A 23,811-nucleotide genomic window follows, 5' to 3' on the forward strand; every position below is an offset into this window, starting at 1 on the left:
CGTCAGCTTGTAGCTGGGATCTGGCGACCCGGCCAGAAGGTGGTAGCGCCAGTACTTGTAGCGGGTCGCCCGCTCGTTAAAGGTCTGGCCAGTCAAGTCTGCCTCCTGCTTGGCCTTCTTCAGCTCCAAATCCAGCTGCTGGCTTAAAGTAAAGGGCTGGTAGGAAATCTGGCTGATTTCGACATGGAGCTCGCTTTTGCCCAGTTTCGCCTTTTCTTTATCTGACAGATGCAGCTTCAGCTTGTAACTGACATCAGAGTCCGTATAAGTCAGTTTATTCTTGCTCAGCTTCTTGCCATTGGCAGCAAGCAGGCTAGCCTTGATAGTCTTGACCCCGATCAATTTAGCTGCTCTGAGGCCGGAGTCCTTGACCACCACTCCGCTGGCCAGAGCCCGCTCTTTTTGGCTCGCTGAGAGCTTTTGGTAGCGGCTGGGGCTAATTGCCTTATTGCTCAACCAAAGCAGCGGAAAGGCCTCTGTCGTCTTATACAGCTGGGCCTGGTAGACAGTCTCTTGATTTTGGTCCTTTTTCTCCTCACCAGAGGCAATCAGATCATAGGTCCCAGGCACCTTATTGCCATTTACTGAGTATTTTTGGTTAAAAATATAGCGGACGCCCAGGAAATTGTTCAAAATCGTCCGGTCATCCAGCTGGTGAAAGGGAATGTTGTTGTCATACTGCAGGTTGCCCAGGTCAGTTGAAAACTGGCCCAGGTACTGGTTCTGGATTGAATAGTAAGATGACACGTTGGCCAGGCCGCTGGTCAAGTCGTTAAAGAGCTTTTTCTGGCTGACAAACTGGTTGTTTGAGACAGTGTTGACCCGGTAAAAGCCGGCCGGCAAAAGCTGGTTCATGCCGCCGTAGCGGTTTTCAGCGATCTGCTCATACTCGCCCCTGGCCAGCATATTGCCCGCGAAGTTCCCGTTATAAGGCAAGGCCGCGTACAGGGCATTAAAGGCTAAATTAGCTGCTACAATAAGCAATAACGACCGCTTTAATGCCCGTCCTTCGTTGACCAGATAAACCGCTCCTAAACTAAGCAAGAGGAAAATAACTGGCAAGAAGAGCTTGTAGTCATTTTCCAAAAAGGACATGGCGACCAGATAAGCCAGGTAGATCCCGCTGACGGTGAAAATCAGCCGCATTTCCTTTTGGCTGACCGCCTGCTTGCTGACTGCCTTGACAAAGACCATTACGCTGAAGGCAAAAGGCAGGTATAAAAGCAGGGTCCAGCGGTTTGAAGCTGACATCCCCCCGTTAAAGACTGCCCCAACTGCCGGGATCAAGAGCATGACCGCCCCTAAGACAAGTGAAGCAGCAACCGTCTTATACTTGCGCCAATTGGCGAAAAGATAAACCAGAGCCGGCAAAATGATGCTGGCCAGGCCCAGGGCTGACCAGAACATCAACTTCCAGTTGTCCCCGTCAATCAGTTCCTTGGGCAAAAGCAAGTAATAGTAAGCCGGATAAAAGGTCAAGCCGTTGGCAAACTGCGACCCGGTCCTGGTGGAGTTGATTACTCCTAAAAGTTCCGGCAAAAGCAGACCGGCTGACAAAAGAACTGCTCCTGAACTGGCAAAAAAGAGCTTCTTAATCGTTGACCAAAAAGGAATCTTTTTCCAATAAGCCAGGCCCCAGCGCAAAAGCAGATAGATGATTGCCCCCAGGCCCAGAACAAAGGCCAGGTAATAGTTGCTGACCAGCATCCAAACAAAGACACCGAATAAAGGCCAGGCGCTTCCTCCCTGCAAGAGCCGCTCCAGCTGGACCACGATCAAGGGAAAAAGAATAAAGGTCGTGGTAAACATTGGCTGGGCCAGGGCCGCGTAAATCAGGTAGGCATTGACCATGTAGACCCCGCTGCCAATCAGTATTACGCCGTCTTTAAAGTCAAAATGGCGGGCAAAATAGACAAAGGCCAAGCCTACGCAGTAAAGGCGCAAAAGCAGGATCAGCTGGTAGGCAAAGACCAGGTGGCTGGTCGGAAACAAGAGGGCCAGGTAGGCAAAGATGTCCCCGATCGTATAGTAAGAAAAGACCGAGAACAGGTCACTGCCCAGGCCCATAGTCCAAGACCACTCGGCCGGTCCCTGGCTTAAATGGCGCAGGAAGCTGAGCACGTATTCCCGGTACTTGACCAGCAAGGGCAGGTGCTGGTTGGCCGCGTCTGTGTTCCAGATCAGGCTGTGGCCCGTGAGCAAGTAAGGGCCAAAAACACAGGCCGCCAAGAAAAGAAAGAAGACTGAGTACTTCCAGTAGACAGTCCGGTCACGCTTTTTGTTAAAGCTGAATTGCAAATGTCATACCTCCAAAATGTTCAATGGTCTGTCTTTTTATTTTACCGCTTTTCTCTCCTTACCGCTAAAAGGCTAGAAAATATTAAAAAAGAAAAATGACCAGCAATCCCTGGTCATTATCCAAAATTCTAATTTCTCAGCTGTTCGTAAAGTTCCTGCATTTCCTGGTCATCTGGCACAAGCTTCAAGTATTTTTCCAGAAGCTGCCGGGCCAGATCGCCTTGGGCGCTCTCCTGGGCAAAGGAAATCATCCCCCGCAAAAAGTCAGGACTGCCTTGCAGGCTCTGGTAGGCCAAAAGGTATTCCTGCAGGGCCTGGTCATATTTTTCCATTTCCTGGTAGGACCGGGCCATGTTCCAGTGGGCCTGGGGCTCCAGGTCGCTGTCAGCCAAGGAGGTAAACAAGACCAGGGAGTCTTCTGCCCGCCCCTGGGCCAGGTAGAGGTCGCTTAGGAGCAGCCGGAGGCTGGAGTTATCCGGGTTGACCGAAAGGCCCCGCTTCAAGAGGTCTTCAGCATCCTCTGTCTTGCCTAATTTAGCGGCTGCCTGGGCCCCGATCTGGTAAAGCTCTTCATCCAGCTCATTGTAGCCCAGGCCCGTCTGAGCGGCAAAGAGGGCTTCTTCCGGGTTATCTTCTTCCTGGTAGGCCTTGGCCAGGAAAGGATAAGCGTTGACGTAGTCAGGACTTTGCTTGATGACATCGTCAAGGAAGGCAACCGCCTTGTCAAATTGGCCTGCTTCTTCCATGATCACCCCAGCCTGGTACTTGGCGTCGATATCCAGGAGGTCTTCCTTATGGTCATTGATAAAAGCTGCCGCTTCTTCATACCGGCCCAATTTGGCCAGGGTCTGGAAGACCCGCTGGTTGAGGTTGACTTCCCCAAACATGGTTTGTCTTTGCCGCAAGTCCTGGTAAAGAGGCAGGGCCTGGTCGTTTAAGTCGCTCATGTAGTCCAGTTCCGCCAAGCCAAAAGTAATGGCGTCTTCATCCGGAGCCAGCTTTCTTGCCTGCTCCATCTTGGCCCGGGCCGTTTCGATCAAGCCCTCACTTTGGTAGTAGTCAGCCTGGACCAGGAGGCTTTCCAGATAGGCATCTGAATCAGCCGGCACATTGTAAAGCAGGGTCAAACCGTCGTCCTCCGCCCCGTCATTGAGGAGGATTTCCGCCAGGTAGACCTTGAAGAGGTCTTCATCTGGAAATTCCGCGATCAAGCTGCGGTAGACTTCCTTGGCCAGATCGGTAAAGCCCAGGTCAGTCAAATTTTCCGCCAGAGACGCCAGAATCTCCGGATCATCGTTTTCCAGGGCCTGCTTTAGAAGGGCACGGCTCTCGCTGAAGCGGTGGCCTTGAATTGCGTCCAACAATTGTTCAGAATATGTCATCTTTGTCCTCACTTTCTGCTTACTATTGTACCGTAACTAGTCAGCTAAAAAAGTTTTTTGCCCAAACAAAAAACGCCAGGAAAACCCGGCGTTTCTTTATTTTAAAGCGCGTCAATTACTTAACAGCGTCCTTAAGAGCCTTACCTGGCTTAAATGCAGGAACCTTGCTTGCTGGAATTTCGATTTCAGCACCGGTTTGTGGGTTGCGGCCCTTGCGAGCTGCACGGTCACGAACTTCGAAAGTGCCGAAGCCGATCAGTTGCACCTTTTCGCCCTTAGCCAAGTCTTCTTGGATAGCTTCGAAAACTGCGTCAACAGCTTCTGAAACGTCCTTCTTAGTCAACTTAGTCTTAGCAGCTACTTCTGAAACTAATTCTGCCTTATTTGCCATGTGGAATTCACCTCCTATAAATTAGACTCGCGTCTAATCACTTCATTTCTCTTGCAGAAATGAGGGACACTGAGCGCTTGCTGCATTCAATTAATTCCCTGTTCTCTAAAATATCACAAGAACGTTGTCCCTACAAGGCTTTTAGCCCGCGGCTTAGCACTTTTTCAAGAGAATGTCACAAATTGAAAAAGAAAAGCCGGGTCTTACTTCCGCTTGCGCGGCAAGATCTTGATCGGAGTCCCGGTGAAGTCGAAATTCTCCCGCAGCTGGTTGATCAAGAAGCGCTGGTAGGAGAAGTGCATCAGTTCCGGATCGTTGCAGAAAACGACGAAGGTCGGCGGATTGGTCTTGACCTGGGTCATGTAGTAGACCCGGAGCCGCTTGCCCTTGACCATTGGGGCAGGCACCAAACGGCTGGCTTCCAGCAGCAGGTCGTTTAAGACGCTGGACTGGATCCGCTGGTTCTTGTTCTCGTAGACTTCCTTAACCATCTTCGGCAATTGGTCGATGTTCTTGCCGGTCTTGGCTGAGACAAAGACAATTGGGGCATAGTCCAGGTAAGAGAATTCTTCCCTAATCACCGCTTCAAAGTCCTTGCCGGATGAAGAGTCCTTCTTTGGCAGGTCCCACTTGTTAACGGCGATAATCATCCCCAAGCCCGCTTCATGGGCGTAGCCGGCCACGTGCTTGTCCTGCTCTCTGATACCGGTGCTTGCGTCCAAAACCAGGATAGCCACATCTGAACGCTCCATAGCACTCATGGCCCGCATGACAGAGTACTTTTCAGTCTTTTCGTAGACCTTGCCCCGCCGTCTGATCCCGGCCGTGTCAACGACCCGGAACTTGGTCCCGTCCTTGACGAACGGCGTGTCGATGGCGTCACGGGTAGTCCCTTCTTCGTTGGCCACAATCACCCGTTCCTCGCCCAAGAGGCGGTTGACGATGGATGACTTGCCCACGTTTGGCCGGCCGATCACGCTGAAGGAGATAACCCCTTCTTCTGTCTTTTCGGCATCAGCTGGGAAGTTCTTGACTACTTCGTCCAAAAGGTCACCGATCCCGGTGCCGTGCGCTCCGGAAACAGGAATCGGGTCACCTAAGCCCAGACTGTAGAAGTCATAGATATCAGTCCGCTGCTCAGGGTTGTCGGCCTTGTTGACAGCCAAAAGAACTGGCTTGTCGGCCCGGTAGAGCAGGTGGGCAATCCGCTCGTCCAGGCTGGTCACGCCCTGGCTGGCGTCAGCCAGCATGACGATAACGTCAGCCTCTTCAATGGCAATTTCTGCCTGGGCCCGGATTTCTTCGTCAATCGTGCTGTCTTCCCAGGTAATGCCTCCGGTATCGATAATGCTGAACTGGTGGCCCATCCAGCTGGCCCGGGCATAGTTCCGGTCCCGGGTCACGCCTGGCCGGTCTTCCACGATCGCCACCCGCTCATTGATGATCCGGTTGAACAGGGTTGACTTGCCTACGTTTGGTTGCCCTACGATGGCAACAATTGGTAATGGCATCTTTTCACCTCTTTTGCTTTCTATTGATTCTTGTCAAACAAAAAGACCGACCAGCGGTCGGTCTTTTTAGTGCTGATTAACGGTTCTTAAGTTGGTCACCGATCATGTCACCAAGTGAGAAGCCGTTGTCGTCGTTGTTCATGTACTTGCGAGCAACTGCGTCGTTGTTTGATGAACGACGTGCGCGAGGTCTGTCGTTTGATGAAGAAGCGTTCTCTGGATCAGCTTGCTTAATTGACAGGGAGATTCTTCTTTCACTTGGGTCAATGTTAAGAACCTTAACCTTGACCTTTTGACCTACAGTCAGGACATCGCTTGGCTTGTCAACGTGCTTGTTGGAAATTTCTGAAACGTGTACCAAGCCTTGGATGCCGTCAGCAACTTCAACAAAGGCACCGAAGTTGGTCAAAGACTTAACTTCGCCTTCGATTACATCGCCTTCGTTCAAGCTTGAAGTTGCTTGTTCGAATGGAGATGGTTCAGTTTGCTTGATTGACAGGGAGATACGGTGACGGTCATTGTCGATGCCAATAACCTTAACCTTAACATCTTGGCCAACCTTCAAGACGTCGCTTGGCTTGTCAACGTGCTTGTATGAAATTTCGGAGATGTGTACCAAACCGTCAACGCCGCCGATATCAACGAATGCACCAAAGTTGGTCAAACGTGATACCCGGCCTTCAACTACGTCGCCGACAACCAGTTGTGAAGCAACGTTTTCAAAGGCTTGTTCGCGTTCTTCTTCGATCAATTCCTTGTGGGAAAGGATCAGACGGTTCTTAGCCGGGTCGATTTCAGTAATCTTAACCTTGATGGTCTTGCCGATGTATGGCTTAAGGTCTGAAACGAAACGGTTTGAGATCAAGCTTGCTGGCAAGAAGCCGCGGGTGCCGACATCAACGAGCAAACCACCGCGAACTGATGAAGTAACCTTACCTTCGATAGTCTTGCCTTCTTCGAAGTCCTTTTGCAGCTTGTCGTAAGCTTCGCGTTCCTTAACGCGGGTTACTGAGAAGAAAAATTCACCGTTTTCCTTGTCACCGCCTGCACGACGAACTACGTAAGCCTTGAAGGTATCACCTGGCTTAACTTCGTCACGCAAGTTGACACTACGGTCGTTGGTGAAATCACGGCGAGTGATTACACCTTCAACGCCGGCGCCTTGAACACCAACGTTAATTTGGCCATCTTCAACGCTCAAAACGTTAACGTCAACGATGTCGCCCACCTTAACTTCTTGCATTTGAGCAAGAGCATCTAAAAATTGATTGTTTTCTGACATAAATACAAAATGCCTCCCTGTTTATTCGTTCTCTATTTTACCGAAAAATAGATGAATTTGCTACTATTTTACCAGACTTTTTTTGACTTTACTTGCTGGTATTTGTTTTTTTAGCAATTTCGGCCAAGATAGCGTCAACAACCTGGTCAATCGTTAAATTAGTTGAATCGATTTCGATTGCATCCGCTGCCTTCTTCAAAGGTGAAACTTCACGGTGGGAGTCAAGGTAGTCCCGCTTGGCAATGTCAGCTTCGATTTCTTCAACCGTCTGCTTGGCCTCAATCCCCTTCTGCTGCCAGTCCAAAAGCCGTCTTTCCGCTCTGGACCGGGCACTGGCAACTAAGAAGATTTTGACTTCAGCCTTAGGTAAGACCGTGGTCCCGATATCGCGGCCATCCATGATCACATTGGTTGACCCAGCGAGTTTTCTTTGCAGGTCAACCATCTTGCTTCTGACCCCTGGCAGGGCTGATACCTGGGAGACATTGGCCGTGATTTCCGGAGTCCGGATTTCCAAAGACACGTCTTCACCGGCTACCAGAACCTTCTGGCCCTTTTCACCTGGCTCTAAAACAATGCCATCTTCGTCGATCGCCTTTAAGATCCCGGCCTCATCCCCGTAATCCAGGCCGTGCTTGCGGGCAATAAAAGTACATGCCCGGTACATCGCACCCGTGTCAATATAAACGAATGACAGCTTATTGGCCACGATCTTGGCCACCGTGCTCTTACCTGCTGAAGCAGGTCCATCAATTGCTACTTGCATAACATCAAAATGAAGCGACTCACATCGCTTCAATCCTTTCCAATAAATTCAGCTATTTGGCTTGCTTGATCTTCAGTTTCTGACCAACCGCCAGGGTTGAGCTGGTATCAAGACCATTCTGCTCAGCCAGCTCTTCAGCGCTTATGCCGTACTTCTGGGCGATCGCGGCCCAACTGTCGCCAGACTTGACCACGTAAGTCTTGACCTCTGGAGTAGCCTTCTTCTTGCTGGACTGTTTGGCAGCCCGCTTGGGCTTGGTCTGCTCTTTCCTAGTTTGCGGGACGGCATAATCGCTGCTTTGACTGGTAACTAGCGGCAAAACCGCCAGGGCTATCATAACCACGATCAAGAGGGCCGTCCACCACGGCGCCTGCTTGTTCTTGCGCTCTTCTCTGACCGCTTGCTGGCGGGCCAGACGTGACAAGGGCTTTTGGGCATTTTGATCCATCTAGCTTCCCCCTTTAAGCTTTCATTCTACCATAAATCACCTGCCTAATCGAAAAGAAAAGACTTTCCCTAAGGAAAGCCTCATCAAAAGATTCACTTGTATTTTCAAATTAGTACTTGCTGGAAACGCTGAAGTGCTTGATCACGAATGGCTTGATGGTCTTTAAGACTGATTCAAAAAGGATGTAGACCACAACTGAGTTGATGGCCCCCTTGATCAAGTTGAATGGAACGATGATGCCCATAATGTAGCTGGACATGCTTGGAATGTGCAGCATCTTGCCCAGGTAAGTCTGTTCAGTAAAAGTAAGCAGCTGAGCGTAGTTCATGTGCATCCCCGCTGCCTGCGGCACTGAAGTGTAGGCGTAAACCGGAGTAAGCAGGAACTGGTTGGTCAAAGCCATGACCACCGTCAAAGACAAGACTCCTAAAAGCAGGCCCAAGGCTGGCAGCAGGTAACCCTTCAGGCTCTTTCTGTCCTCTTCCTTGACTGATCCAGCCAGGAAGTAAAATGGCAGGGCAAAGGCCATTGAGGCCAAAAAGGCAGCCAGTTCACCGACCAATGACGGCAGGGCAAAACCGGCAAAGATCAAGGACAAAAGGCACTTGATCGCGGCCACGGCCACCCCGCCGCCAATGCCGAAGATAAAGGTAGTGATGACCACGATGACGTCGGAGAAGTCCATCTTCAAAAAGCTGACGCCTGGCATAACCGGGAATTCAAACTTCATCACCACGAAGGCAATAGCCCCGATCATGGCATAAGCGAGCCAGTTGCTGACTGATTTAGCTGTCCGTTTGTTAGCAGCTTCCATATTAACATACCTCCATTAAAAAAGTCCGTTGCCTTGAAGAGCAACAGACCTTTCTTAGTAAGCATGCTTATTATTCCAGCGTCTGCCTTCTTCCATCTAGACTATAACTATCGGTAGCTTTACAGCATTCAACCATTTGCATGGCTCGCGGACTTGCACCGCCGGTCGGGATTTTCACCCTGCCCCGAAGACAACTTGTATTATTTAACTTTACAACTATATTCTAATCCACCTGCTTGAGCCTGTCAACCTCTTTGTGGTTTAATTCCCGGTACTGTCCGGATGTAAGGCCTTGCAAGTCAAGAAAAGCATACCGCTCTCTGGACAATTTGTCAACCAGGTGGTTAACAGCTTTAAACATTTCCTTGACCTGGTGGTAGTGGCCTTCGTGGATCGTCAGCTGGACGATCTGGGTCTGGGCCCGGGGATTGGTCTTCAAAACCTTGACCTGGGCCGGCTTGGTCTTGTAGCGGCCAATCTGGACCCCCTTCTTCAAGGCCCTGATTTCATCTGGCTGCAAAATGCCCTTGATCTTAGCCACGTAGACCTTGTCGACTTCGTTTCTCGGGTGCATGAGCAGGTTGGCCAGTTCCCCGTCGTTGGTCATCAAAAGCAGGCCTGAAGTGTCATAGTCCAAGCGGCCAACTGGGTAGAGCCGGTATGGCAGGTCGCTAAAGTAGTCAGCCACGGTCTTGCGGCCCTTGTCGTCCTTCACCGCGGAAATCACGCCGCGCGGCTTATAAAAAAGATAAGTGTGGTGGCTTTCCCTTTCGATCGGCTGGTTGTCAACAACTACTTGTTCAATTGAGCTGACCTTGGTTCCCAGCTTGGTCACTACTTGCCCGTCGACCCTGACCCGGCCGGCCAGGATCATTCTTTCTGCTTCTCTTCTGGAAGCGATCCCCGCCTGGGCGATCACTTTTTGCAAACGTTCTTGCGCCATTATAAATCCTCCATCTTTTGCAATGCTTCATCAGCCGTGCCGTTCTCGGCAAACAGGTCTACCTGGCCGTCGGCATCAAAGCTGCTGTCTTCAAAATTCTCAATTACCGGCAGATCCGCCAGGGACTTGTAGCCAAAGTACTGGAGGAAGTAATCGGTCGTCACGTACAGCTTGGGGTGGCCCGGGGCGTCCTTGACTCCCTGGGCTTTGACCAGCCCTCGCCAGACAAGGGTTTGCAGGGCACCAGAGGAATTAACCCCCCGGATTTCGTCGATCTCAATTCTGGTAATTGGCTGCCGGTAGGCTACGATCGCCAGAATTTCCAAGGCTGACTGGCTGATGTTCTTGGTCAGGTCCTTGTTGAAATATGCTTCCACCAGGTCGCTGACCTCCCCGCTGGTCGTCAGCTTGTATTCGTCGTTGATTTCCAAAAGCTGCAGGCCGCTGTCGGGATCGCTGACTAATTTTTCCTGCAGTCTTTTAGCCAGGCGCTCTATTTCCGGGTCTGCTACCTGCAGCAAGTCCCGCAGCTGCTCTTTCTTGATCCCGCTGTCGCCAGCCACATAAAGGAGGGCTTCCAGCTGGGCTATTTTACTCGTCATGCTTGCTTCTTTCTATTTCCAAGTCGCCGAAGCGGCGCTTTTGCCTAACTTTCAAGTACTGGTCCTTGGCCAGTTCCAAAATGGCCAAAAAGAGGCCAACCAAGTCCGCCAGGTTTTCCACCTGGTCAGTCAAGGCAAAAAAGCTGGCCCGGCCATTTTTCGCTAAAACTTCCTTCAGCCAGGCAATCATTTCCTGGATTGGCCGGCCGGTCAAGGTAACCTGGGCATGGTCATTTCTTTTCTTAAAACGGCGCATGGCCAAAATAAAGCTGGCTGTCAAATCCTGCTGGCTGATTTGCCCTAATGGCAAAGGCTGAACCTTGGCTCCTTCAGCCACGCTGGGCTCTTTGGCGGCCAGGACCGGCACTTCATCATTTCTGACCTTAAAGTAGGCTGAAATCTTTTTGAAGACGGAATACTGAACCAATTGCTCAACCAGTTCCTCCCGGGGGTCAGTAAATTCTTCTTCTGTTTCAACGAAGTCGTTTTTCGGCAACAGATACTGGGACTTGATCCTAAGCAAGGTTGCCGCCATTACGAAATATTCCCCTGCCAGCTGCAGGTTCAGCTTCTGCATCTGCTGCAGATAGTCCAGGTACTGCTGGGTAATCCGGGCAATCGGGATGTCATAGATGTCTAATTCCTGCGACCGAATCAGGTGGAGCAAAAGGTCCAGGGGGCCTTCAAAATTCGGCAGCTCAATGGTCATGCCTTCATTCATCATTGTTCAAGTACTTCATTAAATAGGTATATTCCGGGACCGTCATAACTTTCTGCTTGCCAGCTTCCTGGGCCAGTTCCCGCATGATTTTTGAAAAATGTTCATCATCGCGGAAGCCCGGCGCCAGTGATAAATAGCGCAAGACCAGGCAGCCGGCCCCGGCCTCGCAGCCAGCCAGGCCGACGATATTCTGGTCCTCGTCCCGGTAAAGGTAGAGCTGGTGGGCCGGATCTTCAGCATACAGCTGCATTTCTTCCTTCAAATTCTGCAGGTTCTTGAAATCTGGCAGATAGGACAAGAGGCCCATGGCAACTTTTTCATAATCTTTTTTATATGGTACTAGCATATAATCACCTCTAAATCCGGGGATGGGTCTTTTGGTAAACGTCCAGGATATGCTTCTGGGTCAGATTGGTATAGATCTGGGTCGTTGAAATGTCGGTATGGCCCAGGATTTCCTGGACTACCCGCAAATCCGCCCCATGTTCCAGCAAATGGGTCGCGAAGCTGTGGCGGAGGGTGTGCGGGGTCACGTCTTTAGCTATCCCCGCCTGCTGGCAGTACTTCTTGATTTTCTGCCAGACGGCCTGCCGGGTCAATTGCCCGCCCCGGCTGTTTAAAAACAGGCAGTCACTGCTCTTGCCGGCTTTTAGCAGCTGCTGGTCTCTGACGGGCAGGTAGCGCTTGATCCAGTCCAAAGCCAAATCGCTCACCGGAATCAAGCGTTCCTTGCTTCCTTTGCCCAAAACCTTGATCAATTGCAAGTCGGCATGGACGTCGGCCAGTTTTAAGTTAACTGCTTCGCTGACCCGCATCCCCGTCGCGTAAAGCAGTTCCAAAAGTGCCCGGTCCCGCAGGCCCAAATCCGTTGTTACATCTGGCTGCTCTAAAAGCCGGTTTACTTCTGCCTCAGTCAAAGCCAGGGGCATCCGCTTCTCCCGCTTGGGAGCATCGATCTGGCTCATGGGGTCTAGGGCAATCAGCTGCTGGCGGACCAGCCACTGGTAAAAGCGGCGCAAGGTCGACACCAGCCTGCTGATAGAGCTGTTGGCCTTGCCCAAGTCCCGCTCTTTAGCCAAAAAAGCATCAATTTCCACGGCTTCCAGCGGCCAGTCTGTCATCTGCTCTTCTCTGACGTAAGCTAAAAATTCCTGTAAATCCTGCTGGTAGGCCGCGATCGTATTCGGGCTGAGTCCCCGTTCAATCTGGCTGTAGCGCAGGTAATCGTCAATCTGTTCAGCGAGCTTATTCATCCGCCTCATCCTTGACCAACTTGATCGTGCCGGCTTCCTTGTCCTGGCTGACCAGCCCCCGCTTGATCAAGTTGCCTAAGGCCCGCTTGAAGGCTGACTTAGAGATGCCAAAGTAATCCTTAATTGCCTGGGCATCACTCTTGTCACTAAAGGGCAGGGTCTTATCAGCTTTACGGCGCAAAGACATCATGATCATGGCCGCGTCATCGTCAATTTCTTCAAAAGCCCGGGGCAAAACGCTCATGTTTAAGCGGCCGTACTGGCTGACCCCGATCACCCGGGCCTTGACCTCTTCGCCAAGCCGCAGCGGCTGCTGCATTTGGGATTCGTGGATGAAGCCCAAATAGTAGTCATTGGTCAAGACAAAGCAGCCCAGGGACTTGCTGGAGTAAACCCGGGCAAGCAGGTTCTTGTTGACCAGGTTATTTGGGAAGCGGACGGCGATCTGGTCAAAGACATTTTCGTCAGCTGCCTTGGCCCAGATCCGGTCCTTGTCATCAGTTTCCAGCCTTACCAAAAGGCGGTCGTCTTTTTGCGGCCAGCGGGCCGGGTCAAGCGGCAGGTCGTCCAGTGACATAACTATATCCTTATCAGGCAAGCCGATGTCCAAAAAGACCCCCAGGCCCCGCTGAACCCTGGTAACCGTAGCCCAGCCGTATTGGTCAGCCTGAGCAAAGGGCAAGAACTGGGTCATTTCCCGTTCATGTTTTTGATTATCATAAATAAAGCCCGTGATTTCGCCGCCAATTTTGGGCGGCTCTTCCTGGGTGATTTCTTCTTTCTTCAATTTGAACGTTAAGCCGTCAATCTGCACGAAATAGGCTTCAGCGTTGCTGTCAGTAATTTTACCGGTCCGGATTTCTCCAAGCATGTTCTGCCTCCAACTTTACATAATTCTAATGCTAGTATACGGGAACAAAGAAAGAAAATAAAGCAAATAGCAATAGTTTTTCTGCCCAGTCGCTGATTTTTTTCAATTCACGCATAGTTTTTTCTATTTTAAAGCAAGTTTTGGCCAAGTTCTTTAATTAATCTAGGTAAGCAATAAATAAGGAGGCTTACATGTCTAAGAAAAAACACCTTTACGAAGTTGACCTGATGCGCTGCTTCTTTATGTTTGGCGTCGTGCTCAACCACGTGGCCAGCACTTTTGCAGAGGCACTAGGCAACAGGGCGACCCCTGCCGGCCGCTTTTTAGTATCAACTCACTTGATTTTGCACTTTCCTCGCTTTGGCTTTATGTTCATCACCGGCCTAGTTCTCTTTTTAGGCTACTGGGGCAAGCCGGAAAAGCAGAACTGGCCGACTTTTTGGAAAAAACGCTATATCGGCAGCGGTATTCCCTACCTCTTCTGGAACGGCCTCTTTTTAGCCTTCCTCTTGCTGACCAGCGGCTCTTTCAGCTGGAACAAGTGGCTGACCGGCTGGCTGGAAGCTATCAGCAAAGGCAACCAGTTCTACTTTTACTACATCTTCTTGATGTTCCAGCTCTACTTGATCTTCCCGCTGGTGCTCAAGCTTTTTGCATTATTTAAAAAGCAGCTCAACCTGCTCCTGGCGCTCAGCGCGGCACTCCAGCTTTGCCTGGTCATCTGGGCCAAGTACTACTACCCGCAGGTTAATCATGATTCCTGGCCCTACCTCTTCAAGTACTACGGCAACAACATTCTGTTCTACCAGTTCTACTTCATTTTAGGCGGCTGGGCCTGGATCAACTACGAAGCTTTAACCAAGTGGCTTTTGCGGAAAAAGAAGCTGGTCTTCATAACAACCGCGCTTGCCGCGGCCGGAACCCTGGTCCTTTACCAGTTCAACGTCCAGGTTCTGCAGCTCAGCCAGCACTCAGCCAACTTGATTCACCAGCCATACTTAATGATCTACGCGGTCTGCATGATCGCCACCATCTTCACCCTCTGCCTGCTCTATGCAGAGAAAAGAGACCAGTGGCAACAGACCAAACCGGCCTTTGTCAGCTGGGTTGACCGGTCTAGCGCCATTTCCTTTGGCGTTTACCTGGTCCACTCAATTTCAATCACCTTCCTGGCCTGGCTGTTGAGCCTGGTTCAGCTGAACCAGTGGGTCTTGCTAGCCTTATTCCCACTTGGCTACGCGGTCTGCCTGGCCATCTCCTGGCTGATCGCCGACTTTTTATACCTGACTCCGCCATTCGGCCGCTTGATCGGCCGGCCAAACGGCCGCAAGCTGCTGGCACTTTTTAAGAAGGGAGAAATCTCATGACACGCTTAACTGATGACTTGCAAGAAAAAATCGCCCAGAACCAAAACAGGGAAATCCTAATGGACCTCAGCCGGCACTTATGGTTTACCGGCCAGGACATCGAAGATGACGTGGCCTTGTTAAAAGAAGCTTTTAAGACTGTGAACTTGGCCGCTGGCGACCGGGTCCTGCTCTGCCTGGCCAACAGCCCAGTCTATATTCCCATCAACCAGGCCATGTGGCGGATGGGGATCACCCCCCACCCCGTCTCAGCTTCAACTCCGGCCCCGGAAATCCTCCGCCTTTTAAGCGACCTGGACTACCCGGCCCTCTTGCTTGACGCTGAGCTGGCGGCAGAAATCAACTTGCCAGCTTTTGCAAAACAGATCTTGAATTTAAAGACCAAGCCGGATCTTGCCTTCTTTTATAAAACAGACCTGCCAGCCGGCCGGTCTTGCCTGCCGAGCGAAGACTCCCTTGGCTTGATCTTAAACACTTCCGGCACCACCGGCAAGCCTAAGCAGGTCGGCTTGACCCATGCCATGATGAGAAACGCTGCCCAATATGACAAGGACAGCCACCGCTTAACCGCGGACGACACGGTTTTGGTCGTCATGCCCATGTTTCATATGAACGCCCAGATGATTCTGACAACCAGCAGCCTTTTGGCTGGAGGACGAATCGCCATCGCGCCGAAATTCTCGGCCAGCCGCTTCTGGAACTGGGTTGAAGAAGCTGATGCCTCCTGGTCCTCAGTCGTGCCAACCATTGTCACGATTCTGCTCAAGAACGAAAAAGCCCTGGCCGCCTACAAAGAGCATCCGCAAAACCGCCTCCGCTTTATCCGCTGCGCCAGCGCCATGCTGCCTGTTTCCCGGCACAAGCAGTTCATTGAAACTTACCATGTGCCGATCCTAGAAGGCTACGGGATGACCGAATCATGCTCGCAGTGCACTTTGAACCCGCTTGATGCCATCAAGATCGGGTCATCGGGCAAGCCTTATCACACTGACATGGCAATTTTTGCCGATGGCAAATACCACGAATATAGCAAGGAAAAAGGAATTAAAGGCGAGATCTGCATCAAAGGCGACCACGTCATTACTCATTACCTGTCCGGCAGCCAAAAGGACTTCCAAAATGGCTGGTTCCATACCGGGGACCTGGGCTACTTTGACCAAGACGGCTACCTTTGGCTGGACGGGCGAATCAAGCACTTGATCAACCGGGGCGGCGAAAAAGTCAGCCCAATCATCGTCGAAAACGTCATCTCTGAACTGACTTTCGTCAAAGCCGTCGCCGTTGTTCCAACTCCAGATGAGCTTTACGGTGAAGCGGTCACTGCCGCCATCGTTTTAGATTCAAAGGCCGGCGTTTCAAGTGAAGAAGCCCGGGAAGAAATTTCCCGCTACTGCCAAAAGAACCTGGCCGCCTACCGCCGCCCAAGCAAAATCTTTTTCGTTGACCAGTTCCCGCTTAACCCAACCGGGAAGATCAAGCGGCCGGAACTTGCCGCGGAACTGGCAGAGCTAGAAAGAAAAGGAGCCTAGTTTTTTATGAAAAAGCACAAGCACTTAGCCAGAAAAATTTTCCTCGCCGTCTTGCTGGCCCTCTGGGCCAGCGTGGTCATTTATTCCCAAGTCGGGCTCAACAAATCTTCCAGCGCGAAATTGACCACGATCAAGATCGGCTACCTGTCCGGTGACGAAATCGCCATTTCCAAAGCCCGCGGGGCTTTAAAGAAAAAGATGAAGAAGCAAGGCTACAATGTGGTCTTCAAGGAATTCTCCTCCGGGGCTGAAGAAGTCCAGGCCCTGGCCTCAGGCTCAATCGACTACGCCCGCTGCGGGGACACTCCGCCGGTTACGGCTCTGGCGGCTGGCAGCAAACTGGCCTACATCGCCACTGGCGGGACCAAGGCCAAGGGGACCGGCCTTTTGGTCAAAAAGTCATCCGGCATCAAGACGATTGCTGACTTAAAGGGCAAAAAGATTGCCTACACCAAGTCCACGGCTTCTGAATACTTTATCCGGGCCCTTTTGTCCAAGTACGGCTTAAAGACCAGCGATGTTCAGTTGGTCAACCTGGAAACCAGCGCAGCTTCTATTGCCTACTCCAAGGGCAAGGTCAGCGCCATCGTGGCCTGGGACCCAACTACCTCCCAGCTGGAAGCCAGCGGGTCAACCCTTCTTTACACCGGGGAAGACGTTTCTTACAACAACCGCAGCTACATCATGTCAACGCAAAAGTTTGCCAAGAAGAACCAGGCAGTCAGTCAGCTTTTGATCAAGTACCTCAGCCAAGACATGACTTGGGCCAACAAACACCAAGCCAAGCTGACCAAGATCCTGGTCAAGGCCCTGGGGCTTAAGGAATCCGTCGTTAAAAAGATGATCTCCCGCCGATCATACGACTTCGGCGCCGTCACCCAAACGGCTATCAAGGAATCCCAGTCCATGGCTGACACCTTCTACAAGGCCGGCGTCATCAAGACCGACCCGAAGATCAGCAAGTACGTCATCAGCATTAAGTAAGAAAGAGGCCAAACATGCAAAAGAAAGCAGCTTTTAACTGGAAAAAGGACCTGCTCCCCTGGGCCTTGCCCGTCATCATCATCTGCTTCTGGCAGATCAGCGTGCAGCTGAAATGGATCCAGTCAGAATTTCTCCCGGCCCCATCTGCCGTCCTGGCAACCGCGGTCAAGGACTGGCAAAGCGGAACCTTGCAAAAGAACATCAGTATCAGCCTCTACCGGGCAAGCATGGGCTTTTTGATCGGGGGCGGAGCCGGTTTTATCTTAGGAATTTGTTCCGGAACTTCAAAAGTCTTCCGGCAGACTTTTGACACCAGCATCCAAATGCTCAGAACCATCCCTAATATGGCTCTTATTCCCCTCATTATCTTGATCATGGGAATCGATGAAGGGTCAAAAATCACCTTGATTTCCTTGGCTTGCCTCTTCCCAATGTACATCAATACCTACCATGGCATCAGCTCAATTGACCCGGACCTTTTGGAAATGGGCCAGGCCTACCAGCTTTCCAAGTGGCAGATGTTCAAAGACATCATTTTCCCTGGTGCTTTGCCAACCATCTTGATCGGGGTCCGCTACGCCCTAGGGACCATGTGGGTAGCCTTGATCGTAGCCGAAACGGTCTCAGCTGACTCCGGCATCGGCTACATGTCAACCAATGCCCAGCAATACATGGACGTGACCACCATCTACCTCTGCATCGTCTTATATGCCTTGCTGGGGGAACTGTCCAACTTTATCGCCCACAACTTTGAAGTCATCTTGCTTGACTGGCAAAACAGCCGGTCAGCCCAATAGGAGGTTAAAAAATGCCTTTTCTCGAAATCAGCAACCTGCAACAGTCATATGGCGGCAAGGAAATTTTGAAAAACGTCAACTTAGGCATCTCTAAAGGCGAATTTATCGCCCTGGTCGGGATGAGTGGGGGCGGCAAGTCCACCCTCCTGCGCCTGATCGCTGGCCTGGAAGAGCCGACAGGCGGGGAAATTACCATGAATAGGCAAAAGTTGTCCGGCCTTAACCAGCAAGCCCGGGTCATGTTCCAAGATGACCGCCTGCTGCCCTGGAAGACGGTTCTGGGCAACCTGCTCATGACCGGCAATGACCCGGACAAGGCAAAGCGCCTTTTAGCCCGGGTGGGGCTGGAAGAATACGCTGACGCCTACCCGGCTACCCTGTCCGGGGGGCAGAGACAAAGGGCAGCCTTGGCCAGAGCCCTCCTGTCCTCTCCCCAGCTCCTGCTTTTGGATGAACCACTCGGTGCCCTTGATGCCTTGACCAGAAGCAAGATGCAAGAACTTATCCTGCAGGTCTGCAAGGAAGAAGGCATCACCACGGTACTTGTTACCCACGACGTCCGGGAAGCCACCATCATGGCCAACAAAATCTGGGTCATCAAAAACCAAGGCATCGCCGCGGAAATGATCAACGACTTCCGCGACCAAGACGATGACCAGGCCCAGCTGGCCAAGGACAAGATCGTTCACGACACCTTAAAGATCATCTTGGGTGAAGACGACGCGGCGGCTTAAAAGAAATAATCAAGCAAAGAAAAAGAGCTCAATCGTTTGATTGAGCTCTTTTCTTCTGTGGTTGTCAGACTTGCAATCCTAGATTACAGGTTTGAAACTTCACCTTGGTAAATTGCGCCGCGACGAGCGTCAACAGTCAAAGTTGAGCCGTCAGCGATCTTTGAAGTTGCGTCAGCAGCGCCGACAACAACTGGAATGCCAAGTGATACGCCGACAACAGCTGCGTGGCTGGTCAAGCCAGAAGCTTCAACGATCATACCGCTGGCCTTCTTGATAGCTGGCATGTAGTCCTTGTCAGTAGTCTTAGCTACCAGGATGTCACCTTCGTGAACCTTAGCGTTGGCTTCTTCAGCGCTGTTAGCAACAACAGCCTTGCCGATAACTGAGCCAGTGCCTACGCCCAAACCTTGAGCAAGTTGGTTACCGATGATTTGCAGCTTCATCAAGTTAGTAGTACCTGATTGGCCGAATGGTACGCCGGCAACGATGATTACCAGGTCGCCATCCTTAACAAAGCCGTGTTCCTTGGCTACGCGGGCAGCTTCTTCGAACATTTCGTCAGTGTTTGAAGGTTGCTTTGCCAAAACTGGTTCAACGCCCCATACGATACCCAATGAGTGTTGGATCTTTTCGTCGAAGGTCAAGGCAACGATGGTTGCGTCTGGACGGTACTTGGAGATCATACGAGCTGAGTAGCCGGAGCTAGTAGCAGTGATGATAGTCTTAACGCCCAGTTCTTGAGCAGTCCGGACAACTGATTCACCGATAGCTTCAGTAACGTTTGAACCCTTGTATTCTTCAAAGCGTTGCAGAGCCAGAGTGTTCCGGGTGTCCATTTGCTTTTCAGTCCGAACGTCGATGTCGTGCATAGCTTGAACTGCTTGTACTGGGTACAAACCGTTTGCTGATTCACCTGACAGCATGGTTGCGTCAGTACCGTCAAGAACGGCGTTGGCAACGTCAGTTACTTCGGCACGGGTTGGACGTGGGTTTTCTTGCATTGAGTCCAGCATTTGAGTAGCAGTGATAACTGGCTTGCCCAAAGCGTTGCACTTCTTGATCAAAGTCTTTTGTACGAATGGCACGTTGATGAATGGGATTTCAACACCCATGTCACCACGGGCAACCATCAAACCATCTGAAACTTGCAAGATTTCGTCGATGTTGTCGATACCTTCTTGTGATTCAATCTTTGGGAAGATCTTAACGTATGGTGCGTTAGCTTCTTCGCAAAGTGCGCGGATGTCAAGAACGTCTTGAGCCTTACGTACAAATGAAGCAAAGATGAAGTTAATACCGTGCTTCAAACCAAAGCGGATGTCGTCAGTGTCCTTTTCAGTAATCCCTGGGAGGCGGATTTCAACACCTGGAGCGTTAACACCCTTCTTTGAGCCGATGACACCAGTGTTTTGAGCTTCACAAACCAATTCGCGCTTTTCTTCGTCCTTGGCCTTGATAGTCAAGCCAACAGCACCGTCGTCGATCAATACAGTGCCGCCAACGTGAGTGTCGTCAAACAGGCCTGGGTAAGTAACGTGGATCATGTCCTTGTTGCCGGCCTTGCTTGCGTCCATTGAGATACGGATTTCGTCACCAGTGTTGATAGTGAACTTGCCGCCTTCTTGGTCAGTGGTTCTGATTTCGGCACCCTTGGTGTCCAAAGCGATGCCCAAAAGCTTGCCAGTCTTCTTTTCAACTTCACGAACCATGTTCATTCTTGCCAAGTGTTCTTCGTGGTCACCGTGTGAGAAGTTGAAACGGAATACGTTTGCGCCTGCTTCGGCTAACTTGGTAATAGTTTCAATATCGTTTGAAGCTGGTCCTAAAGTACTAACAATCTTCGTTTTTTTCATCTTGAAAAAATCTCCCTAAATCAAAAACTATAAAAACAACTATCTTGATAAATCTGCGTTGAGCTTTAACAAGTCATAGTCACCCTTGTGAGACTCATCAAATAAATCAAGGATGTCGTGTGAAGTAACCTTGCCGTTTTCAATACCGACAGCCAGGCCGCCCTTGCCTTCCAAAAGAAGGTGAACGGCTTCGCTGCCCAGCTTGGAAGCCAGCACCCGGTCAGAAACAGTTGGCGTGCCGCCCCGCTGCATGTGGCCCAAAACGTTGGCCCGAACGTCGAAGTCACCATACTTCTTCAGTTCAGCCATGAATTGGTCAGCAGTCATCACGCCTTCGGCAACGACTACCAAACCGTGGTCCTTGCCGCTTTCCTGAGCTTGCTTCAAGCGGTTGGCGATTTCTTCGACATCATATGGTCTTTCAGGAATGACGATCGCGTCCGCACCGCAGGCTACGCCGACGCGCATGGCGATGTCACCGCAGTTGCGGCCCATTACGTTAACAATGAAGACCCGGTGGTGACTGGAAGCAGTGTCACGGATCTTGTCGATCGCGTCCATTGCCGTCATGCAGGCCGTGTCATAGCCGATCGTGGCATCCGTGTAAGGGATGTCGTTGTCGATCGTGCCTGGCAGACCAATTGAGTTGAAGCCGTGGCGAGTCAATTGCAGGGCGCCGTGGTAGGAACCATCCCCACCGATAACGACGACAGCATCGATGCCATGCTTCTTCAATTGAGCAATACCAGCCAGTTGCCCTTCTTCTTCTGCGAATTCAGGATAACGCGCAGAGTAGAGGAAGGTACCGGAAACATTGATCAAGTGGGCTACGTCTTCACTTTCCAATGGGAAAATGTCGCCCGCAACCAAACCTGCAAAACCGTATCTGATGCCGAAAACTTCCAAACCGTTCGCGATCGCGACTCTGGTTACGGCTCTTACGGCTGCATTCATGCCAGGGGCGTCGCCACCACTAGTCAAAATACCAATCCGTTTCATGAATTCACCTCATCATGATTTAAATTGTGTAATATCTCACATCACATAAATCATAACATTTTTCCCGCATAAAGTCTTGTAAAATCTGGTTTAAATTCGATTTATTTCTCATTTCGACCTGTTAGGGCTTACAAATCCCAGCCTGGCGTTTATTATTTTTTTCACTAGGACAGATTTTTTTCAAAAAAGCAAATTGGTCAAGTCATTTTCAGCGCAAATTGACCTGCTTGAGGCCATAAATTTTAAAGTCCAGGCTCTCTCTTTGGCCTAAAGCTTCTAACTTGAGCAGGTAATAGTCACCCACCTGCAAATTCAAGTTTAAATTTGCCAGTTCCCCGGCAAAAAGCCAGCACCTGTAGCGGCCGGAAGAATCGGCCAAGATCAAAGTCGCCATCTTCCGCCCCCGCTTGTCTTCTTGGTAGCGGACAGCTAACAGCTTGCCCAGGGCCGTGCCCCTTTCTTTGACCCGGAAGTCGCCCAGGCGCTTGGTCTGATAGTGCTGGTCAAAATAGCGCTCAAGGGCCAGTTCTTTTGGCTTGACCGTGACCGGCTTGACTTCTTCGACTTGCTCGATCTGTTTTAAGTCCAGAAGGCGGAGGTCCCGCAAGATCAGCTGGTAGCCCCGGCCATCCTCCTGGTCTTCTTTTTTGTCAATCTGCAAAAGATAGACCGCGTCTTCTTTCAGCATTTGGGCAAAGCGGCGGTACTGGCTGGTAAAAATCGTCACCTTTTCACTGGTCTGCCCGTCGCTAAAAACAGCGTTGCTGCCTAGTTCGCCAGCCCGCGCCCCCCGCTTGACCCGCCAGTCGTTTTTCTTGACGAATTGGGCAAGGACCTGCCCGGTCTCGTTTAAGGCAAAAGCAGCAAAGGTCTTGGCCCCGTAGCGCTTGGCCAAGGCCTTGCCGGCAATTTCCAAAGGCGTTGCCGTTATCGCAAAGCCCATGGCCCGCTCTTCCATGGCCGCCTTTTCAGCTGCCGTAGGCATCGGCACGTTTTCTTCTTTGGCGGCCAGAAAGTCCTGCAAGACCAGGCTCTTTTGCGACAGGCGGGCGGTATTGAGCATGTTGCCGCAGTTGACCAGAAGGCTTGCCCGGTTGGGGCTGATCTGGTCAAAAAGTCCGGCTTCAATCAAGGGAATCAGCTGCCTTTCTTTTAACTCCTTGGCATCCAATTGCCGCAGAAAAGCCGGGAAGCTGGTTACCGGCCGCTTTATCTTTAAGAGCTGGTCCAAAAATGGCGGAGTAATAGCCATGATGTCCTTTAAGCCCAGGTAGATCCGGCCTTCAAACAGGCGGGCTTCTTCCTGGCTCAAGTTGATGTCCGGGCCCAGGACTTCAACGCCGGCCTTTCTGGCCTGGCGGATGATGGCCCCTTTTTCCTTACCCCGGCTAGCCCGGATTTTTTCCAAATAGAACTCTCTTGGGAAGTGGACGGACAAGAAGGCCTGCCAGTAAGCCAAAAGGGCATAGGCCACGGCGTGGGAGTGGTTGAAGCCGTAGTTAGCAAAGGGCTCGATTAAGGCATAGACCGCTTCGGCGGCTTGCCGGCTGTGCCCATTTTTCATTGCCCCGGCGATAAACTTGCCTTTTTCTTCAGCCAAAAGGCCAGCCTGCTTTTTGGAAATCGCGTTTCGGAAGACGTCAGCCTCAGCCAGGCTGAAGCCGGCGAAAATCCGGGCTGTCTGCATGACCTGCTCCTGGTAGACGAAGACGCCGTAGGTTGGCCCCAGGACTTCTTTTAAGCTGGGATCGGGATACTGAACCGGACTGGTCCCGTTTTTCCGGGCAACATACAAGGGGATGCTGGCGATTGGGCCCGGCCGGTAAAGGGCCACGGCTACGGACAAGTCGTCAAAAGTCCGGGGCTGAATTTTCCGCAAGACCTCCTGCATCCCGCTGGAATTAAACTGGAAGATCTGCTGGGTCTCCCCACGGGCAAAAAGGGCCAAAGTATCCGGATCATCCAGAGGCAGCCGGGTCAAGTCCAGGGAACCGCTGGTCTTTTTGATTTCCGCCAAAACGCCTTCCAAAAGCTCCAGATTGTCCAGGGTCAGAAAGTCGATCTTAAGGAGGCCGTACTTTTCAACATACTTTTTGGTCTGCTCAACCGTCCATAAAGGCGCTTCTTTCCCGGTCATGAGACCGATCTGCCTGGACAGGGGCTCCTCACTGATCACTAAGCCAGGGGCGTGGGTGCCCGTGTCTTCCGGCAGGCCTTCCAGCCTTTTGGCGGTTTGATAAAGGAGGCGGGTCAAGGGACTGGCGTT

At 51.4% G+C, this 23,811-nt stretch carries 20 protein-coding genes, 2 pseudogenes and 1 riboswitch; of the genes and pseudogenes, 5 read left to right on the plus strand and 17 right to left on the minus strand.

Annotated features, from left to right (window positions below; translation table 11 throughout):
* The 14 genes from ACI32D_RS07855 to ACI32D_RS07920 form a co-directional block, all read right to left on the minus strand.
* Positions 1 to 2,298: YfhO family protein (locus ACI32D_RS07855; protein ID WP_439776030.1), on the minus strand; the 2,298-nt coding region annotated here is incomplete at its 3' end.
* A 128-nt stretch (positions 2,299 to 2,426) separates the two neighbouring features.
* Positions 2,427 to 3,680, minus strand: a complete 1,254-nt coding sequence (locus tag ACI32D_RS07860) for a tetratricopeptide repeat protein (RefSeq protein ID WP_439776031.1) — start codon at positions 3,678 to 3,680, stop codon at positions 2,427 to 2,429.
* A gap of 115 nt (positions 3,681 to 3,795) precedes the next feature.
* Positions 3,796 to 4,071: an HU family DNA-binding protein gene (locus ACI32D_RS07865; RefSeq protein WP_002877566.1), complete on the minus strand. Its 276-nt coding sequence runs from the start codon at positions 4,069 to 4,071 to the stop codon at positions 3,796 to 3,798.
* Positions 4,072 to 4,274: 203 nt separating this feature from the next.
* On the minus strand, positions 4,275 to 5,582 hold the full coding sequence (der, locus tag ACI32D_RS07870; protein ID WP_439776032.1) for a ribosome biogenesis GTPase Der: 1,308 nt from the start codon (positions 5,580 to 5,582) through the stop codon (positions 4,275 to 4,277).
* 76 nt (positions 5,583 to 5,658) lie between these two features.
* A complete protein-coding gene (rpsA, locus tag ACI32D_RS07875; protein ID WP_439776033.1) occupies positions 5,659 to 6,864 on the minus strand; it encodes a 30S ribosomal protein S1 in 1,206 nt (401 codons plus the stop codon).
* Between the two features lie 88 nt (positions 6,865 to 6,952).
* Positions 6,953 to 7,630 carry a (d)CMP kinase gene (gene cmk / locus ACI32D_RS07880; RefSeq protein ID WP_439776034.1) on the minus strand — a complete coding sequence of 226 codons (678 nt, stop codon included), beginning with the start codon at positions 7,628 to 7,630 and terminating at the stop codon, positions 6,953 to 6,955.
* A gap of 52 nt (positions 7,631 to 7,682) precedes the next feature.
* Positions 7,683 to 8,078, minus strand: a complete 396-nt coding sequence (locus ACI32D_RS07885) for a LysM peptidoglycan-binding domain-containing protein (protein WP_439776035.1) — start codon at positions 8,076 to 8,078, stop codon at positions 7,683 to 7,685.
* A 109-nt stretch (positions 8,079 to 8,187) separates the two neighbouring features.
* Positions 8,188 to 8,892: an ECF transporter S component gene (locus ACI32D_RS07890; protein WP_439776036.1), complete on the minus strand. Its 705-nt coding sequence runs from the start codon at positions 8,890 to 8,892 to the stop codon at positions 8,188 to 8,190.
* 80 nt (positions 8,893 to 8,972) lie between these two features.
* Positions 8,973 to 9,088: riboswitch (FMN riboswitch) on the minus strand.
* A 27-nt stretch (positions 9,089 to 9,115) separates the two neighbouring features.
* Positions 9,116 to 9,835 (minus strand): pseudouridine synthase, encoded by a 720-nt coding sequence (locus tag ACI32D_RS07895; RefSeq protein ID WP_439776037.1) that lies wholly within the window; start codon positions 9,833 to 9,835, stop codon positions 9,116 to 9,118.
* Positions 9,835 to 10,437 (minus strand): SMC-Scp complex subunit ScpB, encoded by a 603-nt coding sequence (gene scpB, locus ACI32D_RS07900; protein WP_439776038.1) that lies wholly within the window; start codon positions 10,435 to 10,437, stop codon positions 9,835 to 9,837. The genes ACI32D_RS07895 and scpB overlap by 1 nt, the downstream gene beginning before the upstream one ends.
* Positions 10,427 to 11,161, minus strand: a complete 735-nt coding sequence (locus tag ACI32D_RS07905) for a segregation and condensation protein A (RefSeq protein ID WP_439776039.1) — start codon at positions 11,159 to 11,161, stop codon at positions 10,427 to 10,429. The genes scpB and ACI32D_RS07905 overlap by 11 nt, the downstream gene beginning before the upstream one ends.
* Positions 11,151 to 11,504 (minus strand): reductase, encoded by a 354-nt coding sequence (locus ACI32D_RS07910; protein WP_439776040.1) that lies wholly within the window; start codon positions 11,502 to 11,504, stop codon positions 11,151 to 11,153. Before ACI32D_RS07910 ends, ACI32D_RS07905 begins: the two co-directional genes overlap by 11 nt.
* 10 nt (positions 11,505 to 11,514) lie before the next feature.
* Positions 11,515 to 12,411 carry a site-specific tyrosine recombinase XerD gene (gene xerD / locus ACI32D_RS07915; protein WP_439776041.1) on the minus strand — a complete coding sequence of 299 codons (897 nt, stop codon included), beginning with the start codon at positions 12,409 to 12,411 and terminating at the stop codon, positions 11,515 to 11,517.
* A complete protein-coding gene (locus tag ACI32D_RS07920) occupies positions 12,404 to 13,282 on the minus strand; it encodes a CvfB family protein (protein WP_439776042.1) in 879 nt (292 codons plus the stop codon). The genes xerD and ACI32D_RS07920 overlap by 8 nt, the downstream gene beginning before the upstream one ends.
* Before the next feature lie 191 nt (positions 13,283 to 13,473).
* On the opposite strand from ACI32D_RS07920, the gene ACI32D_RS07925 reads away from it, so the two are divergent.
* The 5 genes and pseudogenes from ACI32D_RS07925 to ACI32D_RS07945 all read left to right on the plus strand — a co-directional run.
* The gene (locus tag ACI32D_RS07925) at positions 13,474 to 14,649 is read left to right on the plus strand and encodes an acyltransferase (RefSeq protein ID WP_439776043.1); all 1,176 of its coding nucleotides are present in this window, start codon (positions 13,474 to 13,476) and stop codon (positions 14,647 to 14,649) included.
* Positions 14,646 to 16,178 carry an AMP-binding protein gene (locus ACI32D_RS07930; RefSeq protein WP_439776044.1) on the plus strand — a complete coding sequence of 511 codons (1,533 nt, stop codon included), beginning with the start codon at positions 14,646 to 14,648 and terminating at the stop codon, positions 16,176 to 16,178. The genes ACI32D_RS07925 and ACI32D_RS07930 overlap by 4 nt, the downstream gene beginning before the upstream one ends.
* 6 nt (positions 16,179 to 16,184) lie before the next feature.
* Positions 16,185 to 17,162: an aliphatic sulfonate ABC transporter substrate-binding protein gene (locus ACI32D_RS07935; protein ID WP_439776045.1), complete on the plus strand. Its 978-nt coding sequence runs from the start codon at positions 16,185 to 16,187 to the stop codon at positions 17,160 to 17,162.
* A 14-nt stretch (positions 17,163 to 17,176) separates the two neighbouring features.
* Positions 17,177 to 17,959 (plus strand): ABC transporter permease subunit, encoded by a 783-nt coding sequence (locus ACI32D_RS07940; RefSeq protein WP_439776046.1) that lies wholly within the window; start codon positions 17,177 to 17,179, stop codon positions 17,957 to 17,959.
* Between the two features lie 119 nt (positions 17,960 to 18,078).
* Positions 18,079 to 18,433, plus strand: a pseudogene (locus ACI32D_RS07945) (ATP-binding cassette domain-containing protein); the annotation flags it as partial.
* Positions 18,434 to 18,776: 343 nt separating this feature from the next.
* Here the strand turns inward: ACI32D_RS07945 and pyk are convergent.
* The 3 genes and pseudogenes from pyk to ACI32D_RS07960 all read right to left on the minus strand — a co-directional run.
* Positions 18,777 to 20,546, minus strand: a complete 1,770-nt coding sequence (gene pyk, locus ACI32D_RS07950; RefSeq protein WP_439776047.1) for a pyruvate kinase — start codon at positions 20,544 to 20,546, stop codon at positions 18,777 to 18,779.
* A gap of 39 nt (positions 20,547 to 20,585) precedes the next feature.
* A complete protein-coding gene (gene pfkA / locus ACI32D_RS07955) occupies positions 20,586 to 21,545 on the minus strand; it encodes a 6-phosphofructokinase (RefSeq protein WP_439776048.1) in 960 nt (319 codons plus the stop codon).
* A gap of 208 nt (positions 21,546 to 21,753) precedes the next feature.
* Positions 21,754 to 23,811, minus strand: a pseudogene (locus ACI32D_RS07960) (DNA polymerase III subunit alpha); the annotation flags it as partial.

This window comes from Lactobacillus sp. (assembly GCF_051873315.1).
Classification (GTDB): domain Bacteria; phylum Bacillota; class Bacilli; order Lactobacillales; family Lactobacillaceae; genus Lactobacillus.